Raw genomic sequence first — 15,955 nt, 5'->3', positions numbered from 1 at the left:
GGCACATTTCAGCCCGCGCGGCGTTTGAGCGCACCGGGCGCGAAGCGCCCGGAACGGGGGCCGGGGCGTCAGCCCCGGTTTCGGGAAGGGGCGGGGAGGGGAGCGGCCCCGCGCAGCGGCAGCCGGCAGCGGCGGCCGGAAACGGCAGCGGCGCCGGTCCCCGGTGGGGGCGGCGCCGCTGGACGGGAGGGGTCAGGCCTTGGCCTCGGCCAGGAGCTTCTGGATGCGGGACACGCCCTCGACCAGGTCCTCGTCACCCAGGGCGTAGGACAGCCGCAGGTAGCCCGGGGTACCGAACGCCTCGCCGGGGACGACCGCGACCTCGGCCTCGTCCAGGATCAGGGAGGCCAGCTCCGCCGAGGTCTGCGGCCGCTTGCCGCGGATCTCCTTGCCGAGCAGGGCCTTCACCGACGGGTACGCGTAGAACGCGCCCTCCGGCGTCGGGCAGAGGACGCCCTCGATGTCGTTCAGCATCTTGACCATCGTCTGGCGGCGGCGGTCGAAGGCCTTGCGCATCTCCGCCACCGCGTCGAGGTTCCCGGAGACCGCCGCGATGGCGGCCACCTGGGCCACGTTCGACACGTTGGACGTGGCGTGCGACTGCAGGTTCGTCGCGGCCTTGATGACGTCCTGAGGCCCGATGACCCAGCCCACGCGCCAGCCCGTCATGGCGTACGTCTTGGCGACGCCGTTGACGATGATGCACTTGTCGCGCAGCGCCGGCACCAGCACGGGAAGCGAGGTGAACTTCGCGTCCCCGTACACCAGGTGCTCGTAGATCTCGTCGGTCAGGACCCACAGGCCGTGCTCGGCGGCCCACTCGCCGATCGCCTTCGCGTCCTCCTCGCTGTAGACCGCGCCGGTCGGGTTCGAGGGGGAGACGAACAGGACGACCTTGGTGCGCTCGGTGCGCGCGGCCTCCAGCTGCTCGACGGAGACCCGGTAGCCGGTGGTCTCGTCGGCGACGACCTCGACCGGGACGCCGCCGGCGAGGCGGATCGACTCGGGGTAGGTGGTCCAGTACGGGGCCGGGACGATGACCTCGTCACCCGGGTCCAGGATCGCGGCGAAGGCGTTGTAGATGGCCTGCTTGCCGCCGTTGGTGACCAGGACCTGCGACGCCTCGACCTCGTAGCCGGAGTCGCGCAGGGTCTTCTCGGCGATGGCCTTCTTCAGCTCGGGCAGGCCGCCGGCCGGCGTGTAGCGGTGGAACTTCGGGTCGCGGCAGGCCTCGACCGCGGCCTCGACGATGTAGTCCGGGGTCGGGAAGTCGGGCTCGCCCGCACCGAAGCCGATGACCGGGCGCCCGGCGGCCTTGAGGGCCTTGGCCTTGGCATCGACGGCGAGGGTGGCGGACTCGGAGATGGCGCCGATGCGGGCGGACACGCGGCGCTCGGAGGAAGGCGTTGCAGAGGTCATACGGCCATCGTCCCAGACGCCTCAAAGGCGCCGCACACCGTTTCAGACATCGGACGGACCACCCGTATCTGTGCTCTGTTCGACGTCAGGGCCCGGAACACGTACACTCACCTCTCGTTGGACCTCGCCGACCACTCCAGAGCGTGAGCACTCCGTGCACTCGCCCGGATGCGGTAGGTTGGGGGACGCAAAGGGTCGTAGCTCAATTGGTAGAGCACTGGTCTCCAAAACCAGCGGTTGGGGGTTCGAGTCCCTCCGGCCCTGCTCCACACTCCTTCTCGGATGTGTGCGCAGGTACGTACTTCGATGCAACGCCGTGCGGCGCAACCGGGCGCGGTCACGGCCACGACCCGGATTCAGGTGAGAGACGTGACGGACGCCCTGGGCTCCATCGACATGCCTGACGCCGAGGACGACACCCGCGAGAAGAAGGCCCGCAAGGGTGGCAAGCGCGGGAAGAAGGGTCCTCTGGGCCGGCTCGCGCTGTTTTACCGCCAGATCATCGCGGAGCTCCGCAAGGTCGTCTGGCCGACCCGGAACCAGCTCACGACGTACACCACCGTGGTGATTGTCTTCGTCGTCATCATGATCGGTCTGGTTACCGTGATTGACTATGGGTTCCAGGAAGCCATCAAGTTCGTCTTCGGCTGATCCTCGCGGAGGGCGGCGCCTTGATGGGTGCCGCCCGTTTTCGCATGTTCCAACACCTTTTGTATCCAGGAAGAAGCAGCCACCGTGTCTGACCCGAACCTGAACGCGAGCCACGACTCCGTCGAGTCCGTCGAGGACGAGCTCGACATCGTCGAGGCGGCAGACGCTGTGGACCCCGACGAGGCGGAGCTCGCCGACGCCGAGGCCGGTGTCGCCGCCGAGGAGACCGCGCTGCACCTCGACGACGAGGTCGAAGAGGCCGATGAGGCCGACGAGGACGAGGCCGCCCCGGCCGCCGACACCGCCGAGGAGGAGGCCGAGGAGGCCGCCGCCGAGGAGGAGGCCGAGCCGGTCGACCCGATCCAGGCCCTGCGCGACGAGCTGCGCCTGCTGCCCGGCGAGTGGTACGTCATCCACACCTACGCGGGCTACGAGAAGCGCGTGAAGGCCAACCTGGAGCAGCGTGCCGTCTCGCTGAACGTCGAGGAGTTCATCTACCAGGCCGAGGTGCCCGAGGAAGAGATCGTCCAGATCAAGAACGGCGAGCGCAAGAACGTCCGGCAGAACAAGCTGCCCGGCTACGTTCTCGTCCGCATGGATCTGACGAACGAGTCCTGGGGCGTCGTCCGCAACACCCCGGGCGTCACCGGCTTCGTCGGCAACGCCTACGACCCGTACCCGCTGACCCTGGACGAGATCGTCAAGATGCTCGCCCCGGAGGCGCAGGAGAAGGCCGCCAAGCAGGCTGCCGAGGAGGCCGGCCTCCCGGCGCCCGCCGTCAAGCGCACCATCGAGGTCCTGGACTTCGAGGTGGGCGACTCGGTCACCGTCACCGACGGCCCGTTCGCGACGCTGCAGGCGACCATCAACGAGATCAACCCGGACTCGAAGAAGGTCAAGGGCCTCGTCGAGATCTTCGGCCGCGAGACCCCGGTCGAGCTGAGCTTCGACCAGATCCAGAAGAACTGATCTTCTGAACCGCAGCTTCCGGACAGGTCAGACGGCCCCGCAGAGGGCCGTCTGACCTGCTCGGTTTTAAGCCCCGCTCCGATACCCGTTATCGTGGTGCGGTATGCCTCCATCCGGATGACCGGATGGCGGCGAAAAACTCTCACTAGGACCCGGAGAGAGCAATGCCTCCCAAGAAGAAGAAGGTCACGGGGCTTATCAAGCTCCAGATCAACGCCGGTGCGGCGAACCCGGCCCCGCCGGTCGGCCCCGCGCTCGGTCAGCACGGCGTCAACATCATGGAGTTCTGCAAGGCCTACAACGCCGCGACCGAGTCGCAGCGTGGCATGGTCGTGCCGGTGGAGATCACGGTCTACGAGGACCGTTCCTTCACCTTCGTCACCAAGACCCCGCCGGCCGCGCGCCTCATCCTGAAGCACGCGGGCGTGGAGAAGGGCTCTGGCACGCCGCACAAGGACAAGGTCGCCAAGCTGACGGCTGCCCAGGTCCGCGAGATCGCCGAGCTGAAGATGCCCGACCTGAACGCCAACGACATCGACGCCGCCGTGAAGATCATCTCCGGCACCGCGCGCTCGATGGGCGTGACCGTCGAAGGCTGAACCAGCCAACCCCTTGCAACACCAGTGGTAGGGCCAAGCGCTGGCCCGCACCACGACTCCACGCCTGAACACGAAACACAGGAGCAGAAGTGAAGCGCAGCAAGAACCTCCGCGCTGCGGACGCCAAGGTCGACCGGGAGAAGCAGTACGCCCCGCTCGAGGCCGTCCGTCTCGCCAAGGAGACCTCCACGACCAAGTTCGACGCCACCGTCGAGGTCGCCTTCCGCCTGGGTGTCGACCCGCGCAAGGCCGACCAGATGGTCCGCGGCACCGTGAACCTCCCGCACGGCACCGGTAAGACCGCCCGGGTCCTGGTCTTCGCGACCGGTGACCGTGCTGCGGCCGCGGAAGCCGCCGGCGCCGACATCGTCGGCGACGACGAGCTGATCAACGAGATCGCCAAGGGCAACCGCCTGAACGAGTTCGACGCGGTTGTCGCCACCCCGGACCTCATGGGCAAGGTCGGCCGCCTCGGCCGCGTGCTCGGTCCCCGTGGCCTGATGCCGAACCCGAAGACCGGCACCGTCACCATGGACGTCGCCAAGGCTGTCACCGAGATCAAGGGTGGCAAGATCGAGTTCCGCGTCGACAAGCACTCGAACCTGCACTTCATCATCGGCAAGGTCTCCTTCTCCGATGAGCAGCTGGTCGAGAACTACGGTGCGGCCCTGGACGAGATCCTGCGTCTGAAGCCGTCCGCCGCGAAGGGCCGCTACCTGAAGAAGGCCGCCCTGACCACCACCATGGGCCCCGGCATCCAGCTGGACCCGAACCGCACCCGGAACCTCCTCGTCGAGGAAGACCCGGCCGCGGTCTGAGCCTGACGGCTCAGCTCCACCGAGCGGTACTGCGGGCCCCCCGCCTCCCTTCACCGGGAGGCGGGGGGCCCGTCCGCATTTCCGGTACGTCTCGTTCCGCTCACGTTTGGCAGTGCGCGGCCGAAAATACGTCTTCTGCGGTGCTTACTGCCTAGTAGGGTCATGGGGCAATCGATCATCGATCACCAGGGGTGGGGACTCCATGCTCGTGTACCGCAAGAAGACCGTCGGCGTCGCGTTGACCGCCGCACTGCTCGTGGCGGGGGCCACGGCGTGCCAGAACGGCAAGAAGGACGACTCGGGCAAGGCGGCCGCCGGCTCGCCGTCCGCCGCCGCGCCCGCGGCCAAGGGCGGGGCCGCGCAGGCGACCCCGGCCGCGCTCCTGGAGGGCGCGCGCAAGGCGTCCGAGGAGATCAGCTCGCTCCACTACACGATGACGGGCAGCACCCCCGACGGCAGCTTCACGGGCGACGTCTCCGCCACCCTCAAGCCGCAGACGGCCATGAGCATGAAGATGAGCTCGCCGACGGAGCCGGGCCAGCAGGTCGAGATCCGGCTGGTCGACGGGGCCATGTACATGGGCGCCGAGGGCAAGTGGCTCAAGTTCGACCTCAAGGCCCTGGACCCGAAGGCGGCCGACGAGATGAACTCGCTCGGCAAGGCCCCGCAGACCCCCGAGAACCCGGCGGACCGGGCAGGCGACCTGCTCCAGTCCAAGGACATCAAGGTGGTGGGCGAGGAGACCCTCGACGGGCAGAAGACCCAGCACCTCAGCGGCACGGTGACCCTGGAGCAGATGCGGGCCTCGGCCGCGGCCGGCGACCCCGCCACCAAGGAGCGCCGCGAGCGGTCGCTGAAGCCCCTGGAGCAGCAGGGCATCACCAGCATGGTCGTCGACATGTGGATCGACGACACGCACCACACCAAGCAGGTCCGCACCCAGGGCAAGGGCACCAAGGGGGCGGTGGACGTGACGATCAAGCTGCTCGACTACAACAAGCCGGTCGACGTGGCCGCCCCGCCCGCCGACCAGGTCATGGACCTCGCGGAGATGATGAAGAACACGGGAGAAGGCTCCGCCTGATGCACGACACCACCACGGTCTGGACCCGGACCGGCGCCGCCCTCGCGGGCGGCGCACTGCTCCTGGCGGGCCTGACGGCCTGCGGCGGCGCGGACAAGGGCGGCCCGGCCGGTGCGGGCGACAAGCCCGCCGGTGCGGCCGCGCAGTCGCCCCAGGAGGCCGTCAAGGCGGCCTACACCAAGACCCTCCAGGCGAAGACCGCCTCGTTCCGGTACAAGAGCGCCGGGGCCGACGGCCAGACCACCGAGATCTCCGGGACCAAGAACTGGTACCCGACCGCCCACGAGCTGACCCAGCCGAGCGGGAAGCGGCAGGTCCTGCTGCCCGGCGCGATCTACACGCAGCTGGACAAGCCCCTGCAGGGCAAGGACTGGATGAAGATCGACCAGTCCAAGGGCGGCAAGCCCCCGGCCCGGTTCGAGGACACCCCCGTCGAGTTCCTCGCGCTGATGATCGACCAGCCCGGCGTGAGCCGCGTGGGCACCGAGCAGGCGGGCGGCGCGGCCGCCGAGCACTACCGCGGCACGTTCACCCTCGACCAGCTGCTGGTCAGCGACGAGAAGAGCCGGCTGGTGCCGGACGCCGAGCGGGCGACCCTGCGCGAGGCCCTGAAGCGGGCCGGGATCACCTCGTACGGCCTCGACGTGTGGATCGACAAGGACGGCCACCCGGTCAAGGTCGAGGGGCAGCGGACCGACGACAAAGGCGTCGACCGGATCTCCTCGGAGTTCTCGCAGTACGGCACGGCACCGACCGTGCAGGCCCCGCCGGCCGACAGCATCGTCGACTTCGACGCCGTGATGAAGGGCGTCGGGGACTCGATCGCGGAGACGGACAGGAAGCTGGAAGGCCTGCGGCACTGACCGATTTGCCTGACCGGCGACCGGTCGTCTAACCTTCCACAGAAGCCAAAGACCGCTGGTCGTTGCTGTGCCCGCGAGGGTGCGGTGGCCGAAGGATCCGCTTACTGCGGACGACCCGCGCAGGTGACTGTGGAAGCGCTCCCGGATTTCCGTCCGGTCGAGCTACGCCCTGGCGCCTGCGCCGGGGCGTTTTGTATGTCAGTCCCTTCTGCGCGGTCCTCATCACCCGGAAGGAGGCCGACGCTCTATGGCAAGGCCCGACAAGGCTGCCGCGGTAGCCGAGCTGGAGGACATGTTCCGCAGCTCGAACGCCGCTGTGCTGACCGAGTACACGGGGCTCACCGTTGCGCAGCTCAAGACGCTGCGTCGTTCGCTCGGTGAGAACGCCCAGTACGCCGTGGTGAAGAACACGCTGACCAAGATTGCGGCCAACTCGGCCGGGATCACCGCGCTGGACGAGCACCTTGCTGGTTCGACCGCGGTCGCCTTCGTCACCGGTGACCCGGTGGAGTCGGCGAAGGCTCTGCGTGACTTCGCCAAGGACAACCCGAAGCTCGTCATCAAGGGCGGTGTCCTTGACGGCAAGGCGCTGTCCGCCGACGAGATCAAGAAGCTTGCGGACCTCGAGTCCCGCGAGGTTCTGCTCGCCAAGCTGGCGGGCGCCATGAAGGGCAAGCAGTCCCAGACTGCCGCGCTCTTCCAGGCGCTTCCCTCGAAGTTCATCCGCACCGCGGAGGCGCTTCGTGCCAAGCTCGACGAGCAGGGCGGTGCCGAGTAATTCGGCTCGCGCATTGATCCGCGCCGCCTAGTGCGCGGGTCGTAGCGGGCCGTTACGCCCGCCTTTCGATACCTCTCGGCACCAGCCGAATTAATGGAAGGATCGCCCATCATGGCGAAGCTGTCTCAGGACGACCTGCTCGCTCAGTTCGAGGAGATGACCCTCATCGAGCTCGCCGAGTTCGTGAAGGCCTTCGAGGAGAAGTTCGACGTCACCGCGGCCGCCCCGGTTGCCGTTGCCGCCGCCGGCGCCCCGGGCGCCCCGGTTGCCGAGGTCGAGGAGAAGGACGAGTTCGACGTCATCCTCACCGGCGCCGGCGACAAGAAGATCCAGGTCATCAAGGTCGTGCGTGAGCTGACCTCCCTGGGTCTGAAGGAGGCCAAGGACCTCGTCGACGGCACCCCGAAGCCGGTCCTCGAGAAGGTCAACAAGGAGGCCGCTGACAAGGCCGCCGAGGCCCTCAAGGGCGCCGGTGCCTCCGTCGAGGTCAAGTAACACCTCTGAGGCCGTCTGACGGCCTCTGCGAAGGGCGATCACTCGAAAGGGTGGTCGCCCTTCGGCGTACCCGGCGGTGCCTGACTTGCCCTGGTCTCGTTGGGGAGTAGGGTGATCATCGTTGCTCCGCGCCAGGGTCCCGAGCTGATCCGCTCGGAGCAGGGGGCCTTGACGAACGGCACGCGGCGCGCAATTCTCAGACCCGTTGTGGCTCGGCCCGGCTCGATCCGAGATCCGCAGGCAGGGATCGGAGATCCGAGGCATGGATCGACTACGAAGAGGGCAGTACTGATACGCGCTCTGTGTACGAGGAGCGCGGCGCAGGGACAGCAAGGTTGGTTTTTGACGGACGTGGGGAAGGCCTGTTGCCGGTCTCCGGAAACCTGGTCTGGACATCAGTGAGCCGAGTGGCTACACTGACCCTTTGCGCTGCCTGTTAGCTGTCCCCTGCCCGTCGCCAGGGGCATGCCCACGCTCGAGCACACGTGACTGATGCGCCCTGACCTGGCCTTTCGGCCGGATCCGGGGGTCTCTCACCGCGGTGTCGACTGGGACCGGTACGCGCGTAGTGAGTCCGAGCCCTCGGAAGGACCCCCTCTTGGCCGCCTCGCGCAACGCCTCGACCAATACGAACAACGGTGCCAGCACCGCCCCGCTGCGCATCTCCTTTGCAAAGATCAAGGAGCCCCTCGAGGTTCCGAACCTCCTGGCGCTGCAGACCGAGAGCTTTGACTGGCTGCTCGGCAATGCCGCCTGGAAGTCTCGCGTCGAGTCGGCGCTCGAGAGTGGACAGGACGTCCCCACCAAGTCCGGTCTGGAGGAGATCTTCGAGGAGATCTCGCCGATCGAGGACTTCTCCGGGTCGATGTCGCTGACCTTCCGCGACCACCGGTTCGAGCCGGCGAAGAACTCCGTCGACGAGTGCAAGGAGCGCGACTTCACGTACGCGGCGCCGCTCTTCGTCACGGCCGAGTTCACGAACAACGAGACCGGTGAGATCAAGTCTCAGACGGTCTTCATGGGCGACTTCCCGCTCATGACCAACAAGGGCACCTTCGTCATCAACGGCACCGAGCGTGTCGTCGTGTCGCAGCTGGTGCGCTCCCCCGGTGTCTACTTCGACTCCTCCATCGACAAGACGTCCGACAAGGACATCTTCTCCGCCAAGATCATCCCGTCCCGGGGTGCCTGGCTGGAGATGGAGGTCGACAAGCGCGACATGGTCGGTGTCCGCATCGACCGCAAGCGCAAGCAGTCCGTCACCGTCCTCCTGAAGGCTCTCGGCTGGACCACCGAGCAGATCCTCGAGGAGTTCGGCGAGTACGAGTCCATGCGCGCCACCCTGGAGAAGGACCACACCCAGGGCCAGGACGACGCGCTGCTCGACATCTACCGCAAGCTCCGTCCGGGCGAGCCGCCGACGCGCGAGGCCGCCCAGACGCTGCTGGAGAACCTCTACTTCAACCCGAAGCGCTACGACCTCGCGAAGGTCGGCCGCTACAAGGTCAACAAGAAGCTGGGCGCGGACGAGCCGCTCGACGCCGGCGTGCTGACCGTCGACGACATCATCGCGACGATCAAGTACCTGGTGAAGCTCCACGCGGGCGAGACCGAGACCATCGGCGAGTCCGGCCGTTCGATCGTCGTCGAGACCGACGACATCGACCACTTCGGCAACCGTCGTCTGCGCAACGTCGGCGAGCTCATCCAGAACCAGGTCCGCACGGGTCTGGCGCGTATGGAGCGCGTCGTGCGCGAGCGCATGACCACCCAGGACGTCGAGGCGATCACGCCGCAGACCCTGATCAACATCCGGCCGGTCGTCGCCTCCATCAAGGAGTTCTTCGGCACCAGCCAGCTGTCGCAGTTCATGGACCAGAACAACCCGCTGTCTGGTCTGACCCACAAGCGCCGTCTCTCCGCGCTCGGCCCCGGTGGTCTGAGCCGTGAGCGGGCCGGCTTCGAGGTCCGTGACGTGCACCCGTCCCACTACGGACGCATGTGCCCGATCGAGACCCCCGAAGGCCCGAACATCGGTCTGATCGGTTCGCTCGCCTCGTACGGCCGCGTCAACGCGTTCGGCTTCGTCGAGACGCCGTACCGCAAGGTCGTCGACGCCCAGGTGACCGACGAGGTCGACTACCTGACCGCCGACGAGGAAGACCGCTTCGTCATCGCCCAGGCCAACGCCCGCCTGGACGAGGAGCTGCGCTTCGCCGAGGGCCGTGTCCTGGTCCGCCGCCGCGGCGGCGAGGTCGACTACGTGCCCGGCACGGACGTGGACTACATGGACGTCTCGCCGCGCCAGATGGTGTCGGTCGCGACCGCCATGATCCCCTTCCTCGAGCACGACGACGCCAACCGTGCCCTCATGGGCGCGAACATGATGCGCCAGGCCGTTCCGCTCATCAAGGCGGAGGCGCCGCTCGTCGGCACCGGCATGGAGTACCGCTGCGCCGTCGACGCCGGCGACTCCATCAAGGCGGAGAAGGACGGTGTCGTCCAGGAGGTCTCGGCCGACTACATCACCGTCGCCAACGACGACGGCACGTACACCACGTACCGCGTCGCCAAGTTCTCCCGCTCGAACCAGGGCACCTCGGTCAACCAGAAGGTCATCGTCAACGAGGGCGACCGCGTCATCGACGGCCAGGTCCTCGCCGACGGTCCGGCCACCGAGAACGGCGAGATGGCGCTGGGCAAGAACCTGCTCGTGGCGTTCATGCCGTGGGAGGGCCACAACTACGAGGACGCGATCATCCTGTCGCAGCGCCTCGTGCAGGACGACGTCCTCTCCTCGATCCACATCGAGGAGCACGAGGTCGATGCCCGTGACACCAAGCTGGGCCCCGAGGAGATCACCCGGGACATCCCGAACGTCTCCGAGGAGGTCCTCGCCGACCTCGACGAGCGCGGCATCATCCGCATCGGTGCGGACGTCGTCGCCGGCGACATCCTGGTCGGCAAGGTCACCCCGAAGGGTGAGACCGAGCTGACCCCCGAGGAGCGCCTGCTCCGCGCGATCTTCGGTGAGAAGGCGCGCGAGGTGCGCGACACCTCCCTGAAGGTCCCGCACGGCGAGATCGGCAAGGTCATCGGCGTCCGCGTCTTCGACCGCGAGGAGGGCGACGAGCTTCCCCCGGGCGTGAACCAGCTGGTCCGCGTCTACGTCGCCCAGAAGCGCAAGATCACCGACGGTGACAAGCTCGCCGGTCGCCACGGCAACAAGGGTGTCATCTCCAAGATCCTCCCGATCGAGGACATGCCGTTCCTCGAGGACGGCACCCCGGTCGACATCATCCTGAACCCGCTGGGTGTCCCGTCCCGAATGAACCCGGGACAGGTCCTGGAGATCCACCTCGGCTGGCTCGCCAGCCGCGGCTGGGACGTCTCCGGCCTGGCGGAGGAGTGGGCCGAGCGACTGAAGGCCATCGGCGCCGACCGCGTCGAGCCCGGCACCAACGTCGCCACCCCCGTGTTCGACGGCGCCCGCGAGGACGAGCTCGCCGGCCTGTTCGAGCACACCATCCCGAACCGCGACGGCGACCGCCTGGTCCTGCCGTCGGGCAAGGCGCGCCTGTTCGACGGCCGCTCCGGCGAGCCGTTCCCGGACCCGATCTCGGTCGGGTACATGTACATCCTCAAGCTCCACCACCTGGTCGACGACAAGCTCCACGCCCGTTCGACCGGTCCGTACTCGATGATCACGCAGCAGCCGCTGGGTGGTAAGGCGCAGTTCGGTGGCCAGCGCTTCGGTGAGATGGAGGTGTGGGCGCTCGAGGCTTACGGCGCCGCCTACGCCCTCCAGGAGCTCCTGACCATCAAGTCCGACGACGTCACCGGCCGAGTGAAGGTCTACGAGGCCATCGTCAAGGGCGAGAACATCCCCGAGCCGGGCATTCCCGAGTCCTTCAAGGTGCTCATCAAGGAAATGCAGTCGCTCTGCCTCAATGTGGAGGTGCTGTCCTCGGACGGCATGTCCATCGAGATGCGCGACACCGACGAGGACGTCTTCCGCGCTGCGGAGGAGCTCGGTATCGACCTGTCCCGGCGCGAGCCGAGCAGCGTCGAAGAGGTCTGACGGGCCTGGCGGGGGCTCCCACGAGGAGCCCCCGCCGTCCCCGGGACCGTTCAGACCACTGATCAAGAGACACGACCCCGAAAGAGGGATTGACGCACAGTGCTCGACGTCAACTTCTTCGACGAGCTGCGGATCGGCCTTGCCACCGCGGACGACATCCGTACCTGGTCGCACGGCGAGGTCAAGAAGCCGGAGACCATCAACTACCGCACCCTGAAGCCCGAGAAGGACGGACTCTTCTGCGAGAAGATCTTCGGCCCCACCCGGGACTGGGAGTGCTACTGCGGCAAGTACAAGCGTGTCCGCTTCAAGGGCATCATCTGTGAGCGCTGTGGCGTCGAGGTCACGCGCGCCAAGGTGCGCCGTGAGCGGATGGGCCACATCGAGCTTGCCGCTCCCGTCACCCACATCTGGTACTTCAAGGGCGTTCCGTCGCGCCTGGGCTACCTGCTGGACCTCGCGCCGAAGGACCTCGAGAAGGTCATCTACTTCGCCGCGTACATGATCACGTTCGTCGACGACGAGCGCCGTCAGCGCGACCTGCCGTCGCTGGAGGCCCACGTCTCCGTCGAGCGCCAGCAGATCGAGAACCGTCGCGACGCCGACCTCGAGGCCCGCGCCAAGAAGCTCGAGTCCGACCTGGCCGAGCTCGAGGCCGAGGGCGCCAAGGCCGACGTGCGCCGCAAGGTGCGCGAGGGCGCCGAGCGCGAGATGAAGCAGCTCCGCGACCGCGCGCAGCGCGAGATCGACCGCCTCGACGAGGTGTGGAACCGCTTCAAGAACCTCAAGGTCCAGGACCTCGAGGGCGACGAGCTCCTCTACCGCGAGCTGCGTGACCGCTTCGGCACGTACTTCGACGGCTCGATGGGTGCCGCGGCGCTGCAGAAGCGCCTGGAGTCCTTCGACCTGGAGGAGGAGGCCGAGCGCCTCCGCGAGATCATCCGGACCGGCAAGGGCCAGAAGAAGACCCGTGCGCTCAAGCGCCTCAAGGTCGTCTCGGCGTTCCTGCAGACCAGCAACAGCCCCAAGGGCATGGTCCTGGACTGCGTCCCGGTCATCCCGCCGGACCTGCGTCCGATGGTGCAGCTGGACGGTGGCCGCTTCGCGACCTCCGACCTGAACGACCTGTACCGCCGTGTGATCAACCGCAACAACCGCCTGAAGCGCCTTCTCGACCTCGGTGCGCCCGAGATCATCGTGAACAACGAGAAGCGCATGCTCCAGGAGGCGGTCGACGCCCTCTTCGACAACGGCCGCCGCGGCCGCCCGGTCACGGGCCCCGGCAACCGTCCGCTGAAGTCCCTCAGCGACATGCTGAAGGGCAAGCAGGGTCGCTTCCGTCAGAACCTCCTCGGCAAGCGCGTGGACTACTCCGCGCGTTCCGTGATCGTCGTCGGTCCGCAGCTGAAGCTGCACCAGTGCGGTCTGCCCAAGGCCATGGCGCTGGAGCTCTTCAAGCCGTTCGTGATGAAGCGCCTGGTCGACCTGAACCACGCGCAGAACATCAAGTCGGCCAAGCGCATGGTCGAGCGCGGCCGCACCGTCGTGTACGACGTCCTCGAAGAGGTCATCGCCGAGCACCCGGTGCTGCTGAACCGTGCGCCCACGCTGCACCGCCTCGGCATCCAGGCCTTCGAGCCGCAGCTGGTCGAGGGCAAGGCCATCCAGATCCACCCGCTCGTCTGCACCGCGTTCAACGCGGACTTCGACGGTGACCAGATGGCCGTCCACCTGCCGCTCTCCGCGGAGGCGCAGGCCGAGGCCCGCATCCTGATGCTGTCCTCGAACAACATCCTCAAGCCGGCCGACGGCCGCCCGGTCACGATGCCGACCCAGGACATGGTCCTCGGTCTGTTCTTCCTGACCACGGACGGCGAACTGCGCAACGTCAAGGGCGAGGGCCGTGCGTTCGGCTCCACGGCCGAGGCGATCATGGCGTTCGACGCGGGCGAGCTCTCGCTCCAGTCGGCCGTCGACATCCGCTTCCCGGTGGGCACCATCCCGCCGCGCGGCTGGGTCCCCCCGGTCGCCGAGGAGGGTGAGCAGGAGTTCCAGCCGGGCGACAGCTTCCGTCTGAAGACCACGCTGGGCCGTGCGCTCTTCAACGAGCTGCTGCCGGAGGACTACCCGTTCGTCGACTACTCGGTGGGCAAGAAGCAGCTCTCCGAGATCGTCAACGACCTGGCCGAGCGCTACCCCAAGGTCATCGTGGCGGCGACGCTCGACAACCTGAAGGCGGCCGGCTTCCACTGGGCGACCCGTTCCGGCGTCACCGTGGCCATCTCCGACGTCGTCGTGCCTGAGGCGAAGAAGGAGATCGTCGCGGGCTACGAGGCCCAGGACGAGAAGGTCCAGAAGCAGTACGAGCGCGGTCTGATCACCAAGGACGAGCGCACGCAGGAGCTCATCGCGATCTGGACCAAGGCGACCAACGAGGTCGCCGAGGCGATGAACGCGAACTTCCCCAAGACCAACCCCATCTTCATGATGGTTGACTCGGGTGCCCGAGGAAACATGATGCAGATGAGGCAGATCGCCGGTATGCGTGGTCTGGTGTCGAACGCGAAGAACGAGACCATCCCGCGTCCGATCAAGGCGTCCTTCCGTGAGGGCCTCACCGTTCTGGAGTACTTCATCTCCACGCACGGTGCCCGTAAGGGTCTGGCGGACACCGCCCTGCGTACCGCCGACTCGGGTTACCTGACCCGTCGTCTGGTGGACGTCTCGCAGGACGTGATCATCCGCGAGGAGGACTGCGGCACCGAGCGCGGCCTGAAGCTGAAGATCGCCGTCCGCGGCGAGGACGGCGTCCTGCGCAAGGCCGACGACGTCGAGACCTCGGTCTACGCCCGCATGCTGGCGGAGGACGTGGTCGTCGACGGCAAGGTCATCGCGCCGGCCAACGTCGACCTCGGCGACGTCCTGATCGACGCCCTCGTCGCCAACGGCGTCGAGGAGGTCAAGACCCGCTCCGTCCTGACCTGTGAGTCCGCCGTCGGTACCTGTGCGTACTGCTACGGCCGCTCGCTGGCCACCGGCAAGCTGGTCGACATCGGTGAGGCGGTCGGCATCATCGCCGCCCAGTCCATCGGTGAGCCCGGTACCCAGCTGACGATGCGTACCTTCCACACCGGTGGTGTGGCCGGTGACGACATCACCCAGGGTCTGCCGCGTGTCGTCGAGCTCTTCGAGGCCCGTACCCCGAAGGGTGTCGCCCCGATCTCCGAGGCCGCCGGCCGCGTGCGGATCGAGGAGACCGAGAAGACCAAGAAGATCGTCATCACCCCGGACGACGGCAGCGACGAGACGGCCTTCCCGATCTCCAAGCGCGCCAAGGTCATCGTCCACGAGGGCGACCACGTCGAGGTGGGCCAGAAGCTCACCGCGGGTGCCACCAACCCGCACGACGTGCTGCGCATCCTCGGCCAGCGCGCCGTCCAGGTGCACCTGGTCGGCGAGGTCCAGAAGGTCTACAACTCGCAGGGCGTGTCGATCCACGACAAGCACATCGAGATCATCATCCGGCAGATGCTGCGCCGCGTGACGATCATCGAGTCCGGCGACGCGGAGCTGCTGCCGGGCGAGCTCGTGGAGCGCTCGCGCTTCGAGACCGAGAACCGTCGTGTGGTCACCGAGGGCGGTCACCCCGCCTCCGGCCGTCCGCAGCTGATGGGTATCACCAAGGCCTCGCTGGCGACGGAGTCCTGGCTGTCGGCCGCCTCCTTCCAGGAGACGACCCGAGTCCTGACGGATGCGGCGATCAACGCCAAGTCCGACAGCCTCATCGGCCTCAAGGAGAACGTCATCATCGGTAAGCTCATCCCGGCCGGTACGGGCCTCGCCCGCTACCGCAACATCCGGGTCGAGCCCACCGAGGAGGCGAAGGCCGCGATGTACTCGGCCGTCGGCTACGACGACATCGACTACTCGCCCTTCGGCACCGGCTCCGGCCAGGCGGTCCCGCTGGAGGACTACGACTACGGCCCGTACAACGGCTAAGGGTCACCGAGAAGCCCCCCGCTGCTCCGAGAGGAGCGGCGGGGGGCTTCTTCGTTGCCCGGCCGCCCTGACCACCGCCCGCCGACGAAGCCGGGGCCCGGCTATCGCAGCCGGTCCGGCAGATCCAGCCTCGCCGGCGTTTGAGGCGCGGGGTTTGGGGCGGAGCCCCAATATCGGAAGATCACACTTCTTAACTCCA

Annotated in this window: 11 protein-coding genes and 1 tRNA gene; 11 read left to right on the top strand and 1 reads right to left on the bottom strand. The window is 67.5% G+C overall.

Annotated features, from left to right (window positions below):
• Positions 1 to 192: 192 nt before the first annotated feature.
• The gene (locus tag ABZ924_RS35250) at positions 193 to 1,419 is read right to left on the bottom strand and encodes a pyridoxal phosphate-dependent aminotransferase (protein WP_361919243.1); all 1,227 of its coding nucleotides are present in this window, start codon (positions 1,417 to 1,419) and stop codon (positions 193 to 195) included.
• A 191-nt stretch (positions 1,420 to 1,610) separates the two neighbouring features.
• Between ABZ924_RS35250 and ABZ924_RS35245 the strand changes: the two genes are divergently transcribed.
• The 11 genes from ABZ924_RS35245 to ABZ924_RS35195 all read left to right on the top strand — a co-directional run bounded on the left by ABZ924_RS35245 (position 1,611) and on the right by ABZ924_RS35195 (position 15,756).
• A tRNA-Trp gene (locus ABZ924_RS35245) sits at positions 1,611 to 1,683 on the top strand.
• A gap of 105 nt (positions 1,684 to 1,788) precedes the next feature.
• The gene (secE, locus tag ABZ924_RS35240; RefSeq protein WP_030154653.1) at positions 1,789 to 2,070 is read left to right on the top strand and encodes a preprotein translocase subunit SecE; all 282 of its coding nucleotides are present in this window, start codon (positions 1,789 to 1,791) and stop codon (positions 2,068 to 2,070) included.
• An 84-nt stretch (positions 2,071 to 2,154) separates the two neighbouring features.
• Positions 2,155 to 3,039: a transcription termination/antitermination protein NusG gene (gene nusG / locus ABZ924_RS35235; protein ID WP_361919241.1), complete on the top strand. Its 885-nt coding sequence runs from the start codon at positions 2,155 to 2,157 to the stop codon at positions 3,037 to 3,039.
• A gap of 164 nt (positions 3,040 to 3,203) precedes the next feature.
• Positions 3,204 to 3,638, top strand: a complete 435-nt coding sequence (rplK, locus tag ABZ924_RS35230) for a 50S ribosomal protein L11 (protein ID WP_361919239.1) — start codon at positions 3,204 to 3,206, stop codon at positions 3,636 to 3,638.
• 89 nt (positions 3,639 to 3,727) lie between these two features.
• On the top strand, positions 3,728 to 4,456 hold the full coding sequence (gene rplA / locus ABZ924_RS35225) for a 50S ribosomal protein L1 (RefSeq protein ID WP_361919237.1): 729 nt from the start codon (positions 3,728 to 3,730) through the stop codon (positions 4,454 to 4,456).
• 202 nt (positions 4,457 to 4,658) lie between these two features.
• On the top strand, positions 4,659 to 5,540 hold the full coding sequence (locus ABZ924_RS35220) for a hypothetical protein (RefSeq protein ID WP_361919235.1): 882 nt from the start codon (positions 4,659 to 4,661) through the stop codon (positions 5,538 to 5,540).
• Positions 5,540 to 6,403, top strand: coding sequence for a hypothetical protein (locus ABZ924_RS35215; RefSeq protein ID WP_361919233.1), 864 nt, complete (start codon positions 5,540 to 5,542; stop codon positions 6,401 to 6,403). The genes ABZ924_RS35220 and ABZ924_RS35215 overlap by 1 nt, the downstream gene beginning before the upstream one ends.
• 247 nt (positions 6,404 to 6,650) lie before the next feature.
• Positions 6,651 to 7,181: a 50S ribosomal protein L10 gene (gene rplJ, locus ABZ924_RS35210; protein WP_361919231.1), complete on the top strand. Its 531-nt coding sequence runs from the start codon at positions 6,651 to 6,653 to the stop codon at positions 7,179 to 7,181.
• 111 nt (positions 7,182 to 7,292) lie between these two features.
• On the top strand, positions 7,293 to 7,676 hold the full coding sequence (gene rplL / locus ABZ924_RS35205) for a 50S ribosomal protein L7/L12 (RefSeq protein WP_360624141.1): 384 nt from the start codon (positions 7,293 to 7,295) through the stop codon (positions 7,674 to 7,676).
• Between the two features lie 598 nt (positions 7,677 to 8,274).
• Positions 8,275 to 11,757 carry a DNA-directed RNA polymerase subunit beta gene (rpoB, locus tag ABZ924_RS35200; protein WP_361919229.1) on the top strand — a complete coding sequence of 1,161 codons (3,483 nt, stop codon included), beginning with the start codon at positions 8,275 to 8,277 and terminating at the stop codon, positions 11,755 to 11,757.
• A 99-nt stretch (positions 11,758 to 11,856) separates the two neighbouring features.
• Positions 11,857 to 15,756 carry a DNA-directed RNA polymerase subunit beta' gene (locus tag ABZ924_RS35195; protein ID WP_361919227.1) on the top strand — a complete coding sequence of 1,300 codons (3,900 nt, stop codon included), beginning with the start codon at positions 11,857 to 11,859 and terminating at the stop codon, positions 15,754 to 15,756.
• Positions 15,757 to 15,955 lie beyond the last annotated feature (199 nt).

Source organism: Streptomyces sp. NPDC046876, assembly GCF_040645035.1.
Classification (GTDB): domain Bacteria; phylum Actinomycetota; class Actinomycetes; order Streptomycetales; family Streptomycetaceae; genus Streptomyces.
The sequence above is the reverse complement of the archived record's forward strand: the minus strand, read 5'-3'. Positions and strand labels throughout refer to the sequence as shown.

Excerpts from the sequence above, each read along its gene's own strand:
- ABZ924_RS35250 (WP_361919243.1), bottom strand. The coding sequence starts at position 1,419 with ATGACCTCTGCAACGCCTTCCTCCGAGCGCCGCGTGTCCGCCCGCATC.
- rplK (WP_361919239.1), top strand. The coding sequence starts at position 3,204 with ATGCCTCCCAAGAAGAAGAAGGTCACGGGGCTTATCAAGCTCCAGATC.
- ABZ924_RS35220 (WP_361919235.1), top strand. The coding sequence starts at position 4,659 with ATGCTCGTGTACCGCAAGAAGACCGTCGGCGTCGCGTTGACCGCCGCA.
- ABZ924_RS35215 (WP_361919233.1), top strand. The coding sequence starts at position 5,540 with ATGCACGACACCACCACGGTCTGGACCCGGACCGGCGCCGCCCTCGCG.
- rplJ (WP_361919231.1), top strand. The coding sequence starts at position 6,651 with ATGGCAAGGCCCGACAAGGCTGCCGCGGTAGCCGAGCTGGAGGACATG.
- rplL (WP_360624141.1), top strand. The coding sequence starts at position 7,293 with ATGGCGAAGCTGTCTCAGGACGACCTGCTCGCTCAGTTCGAGGAGATG.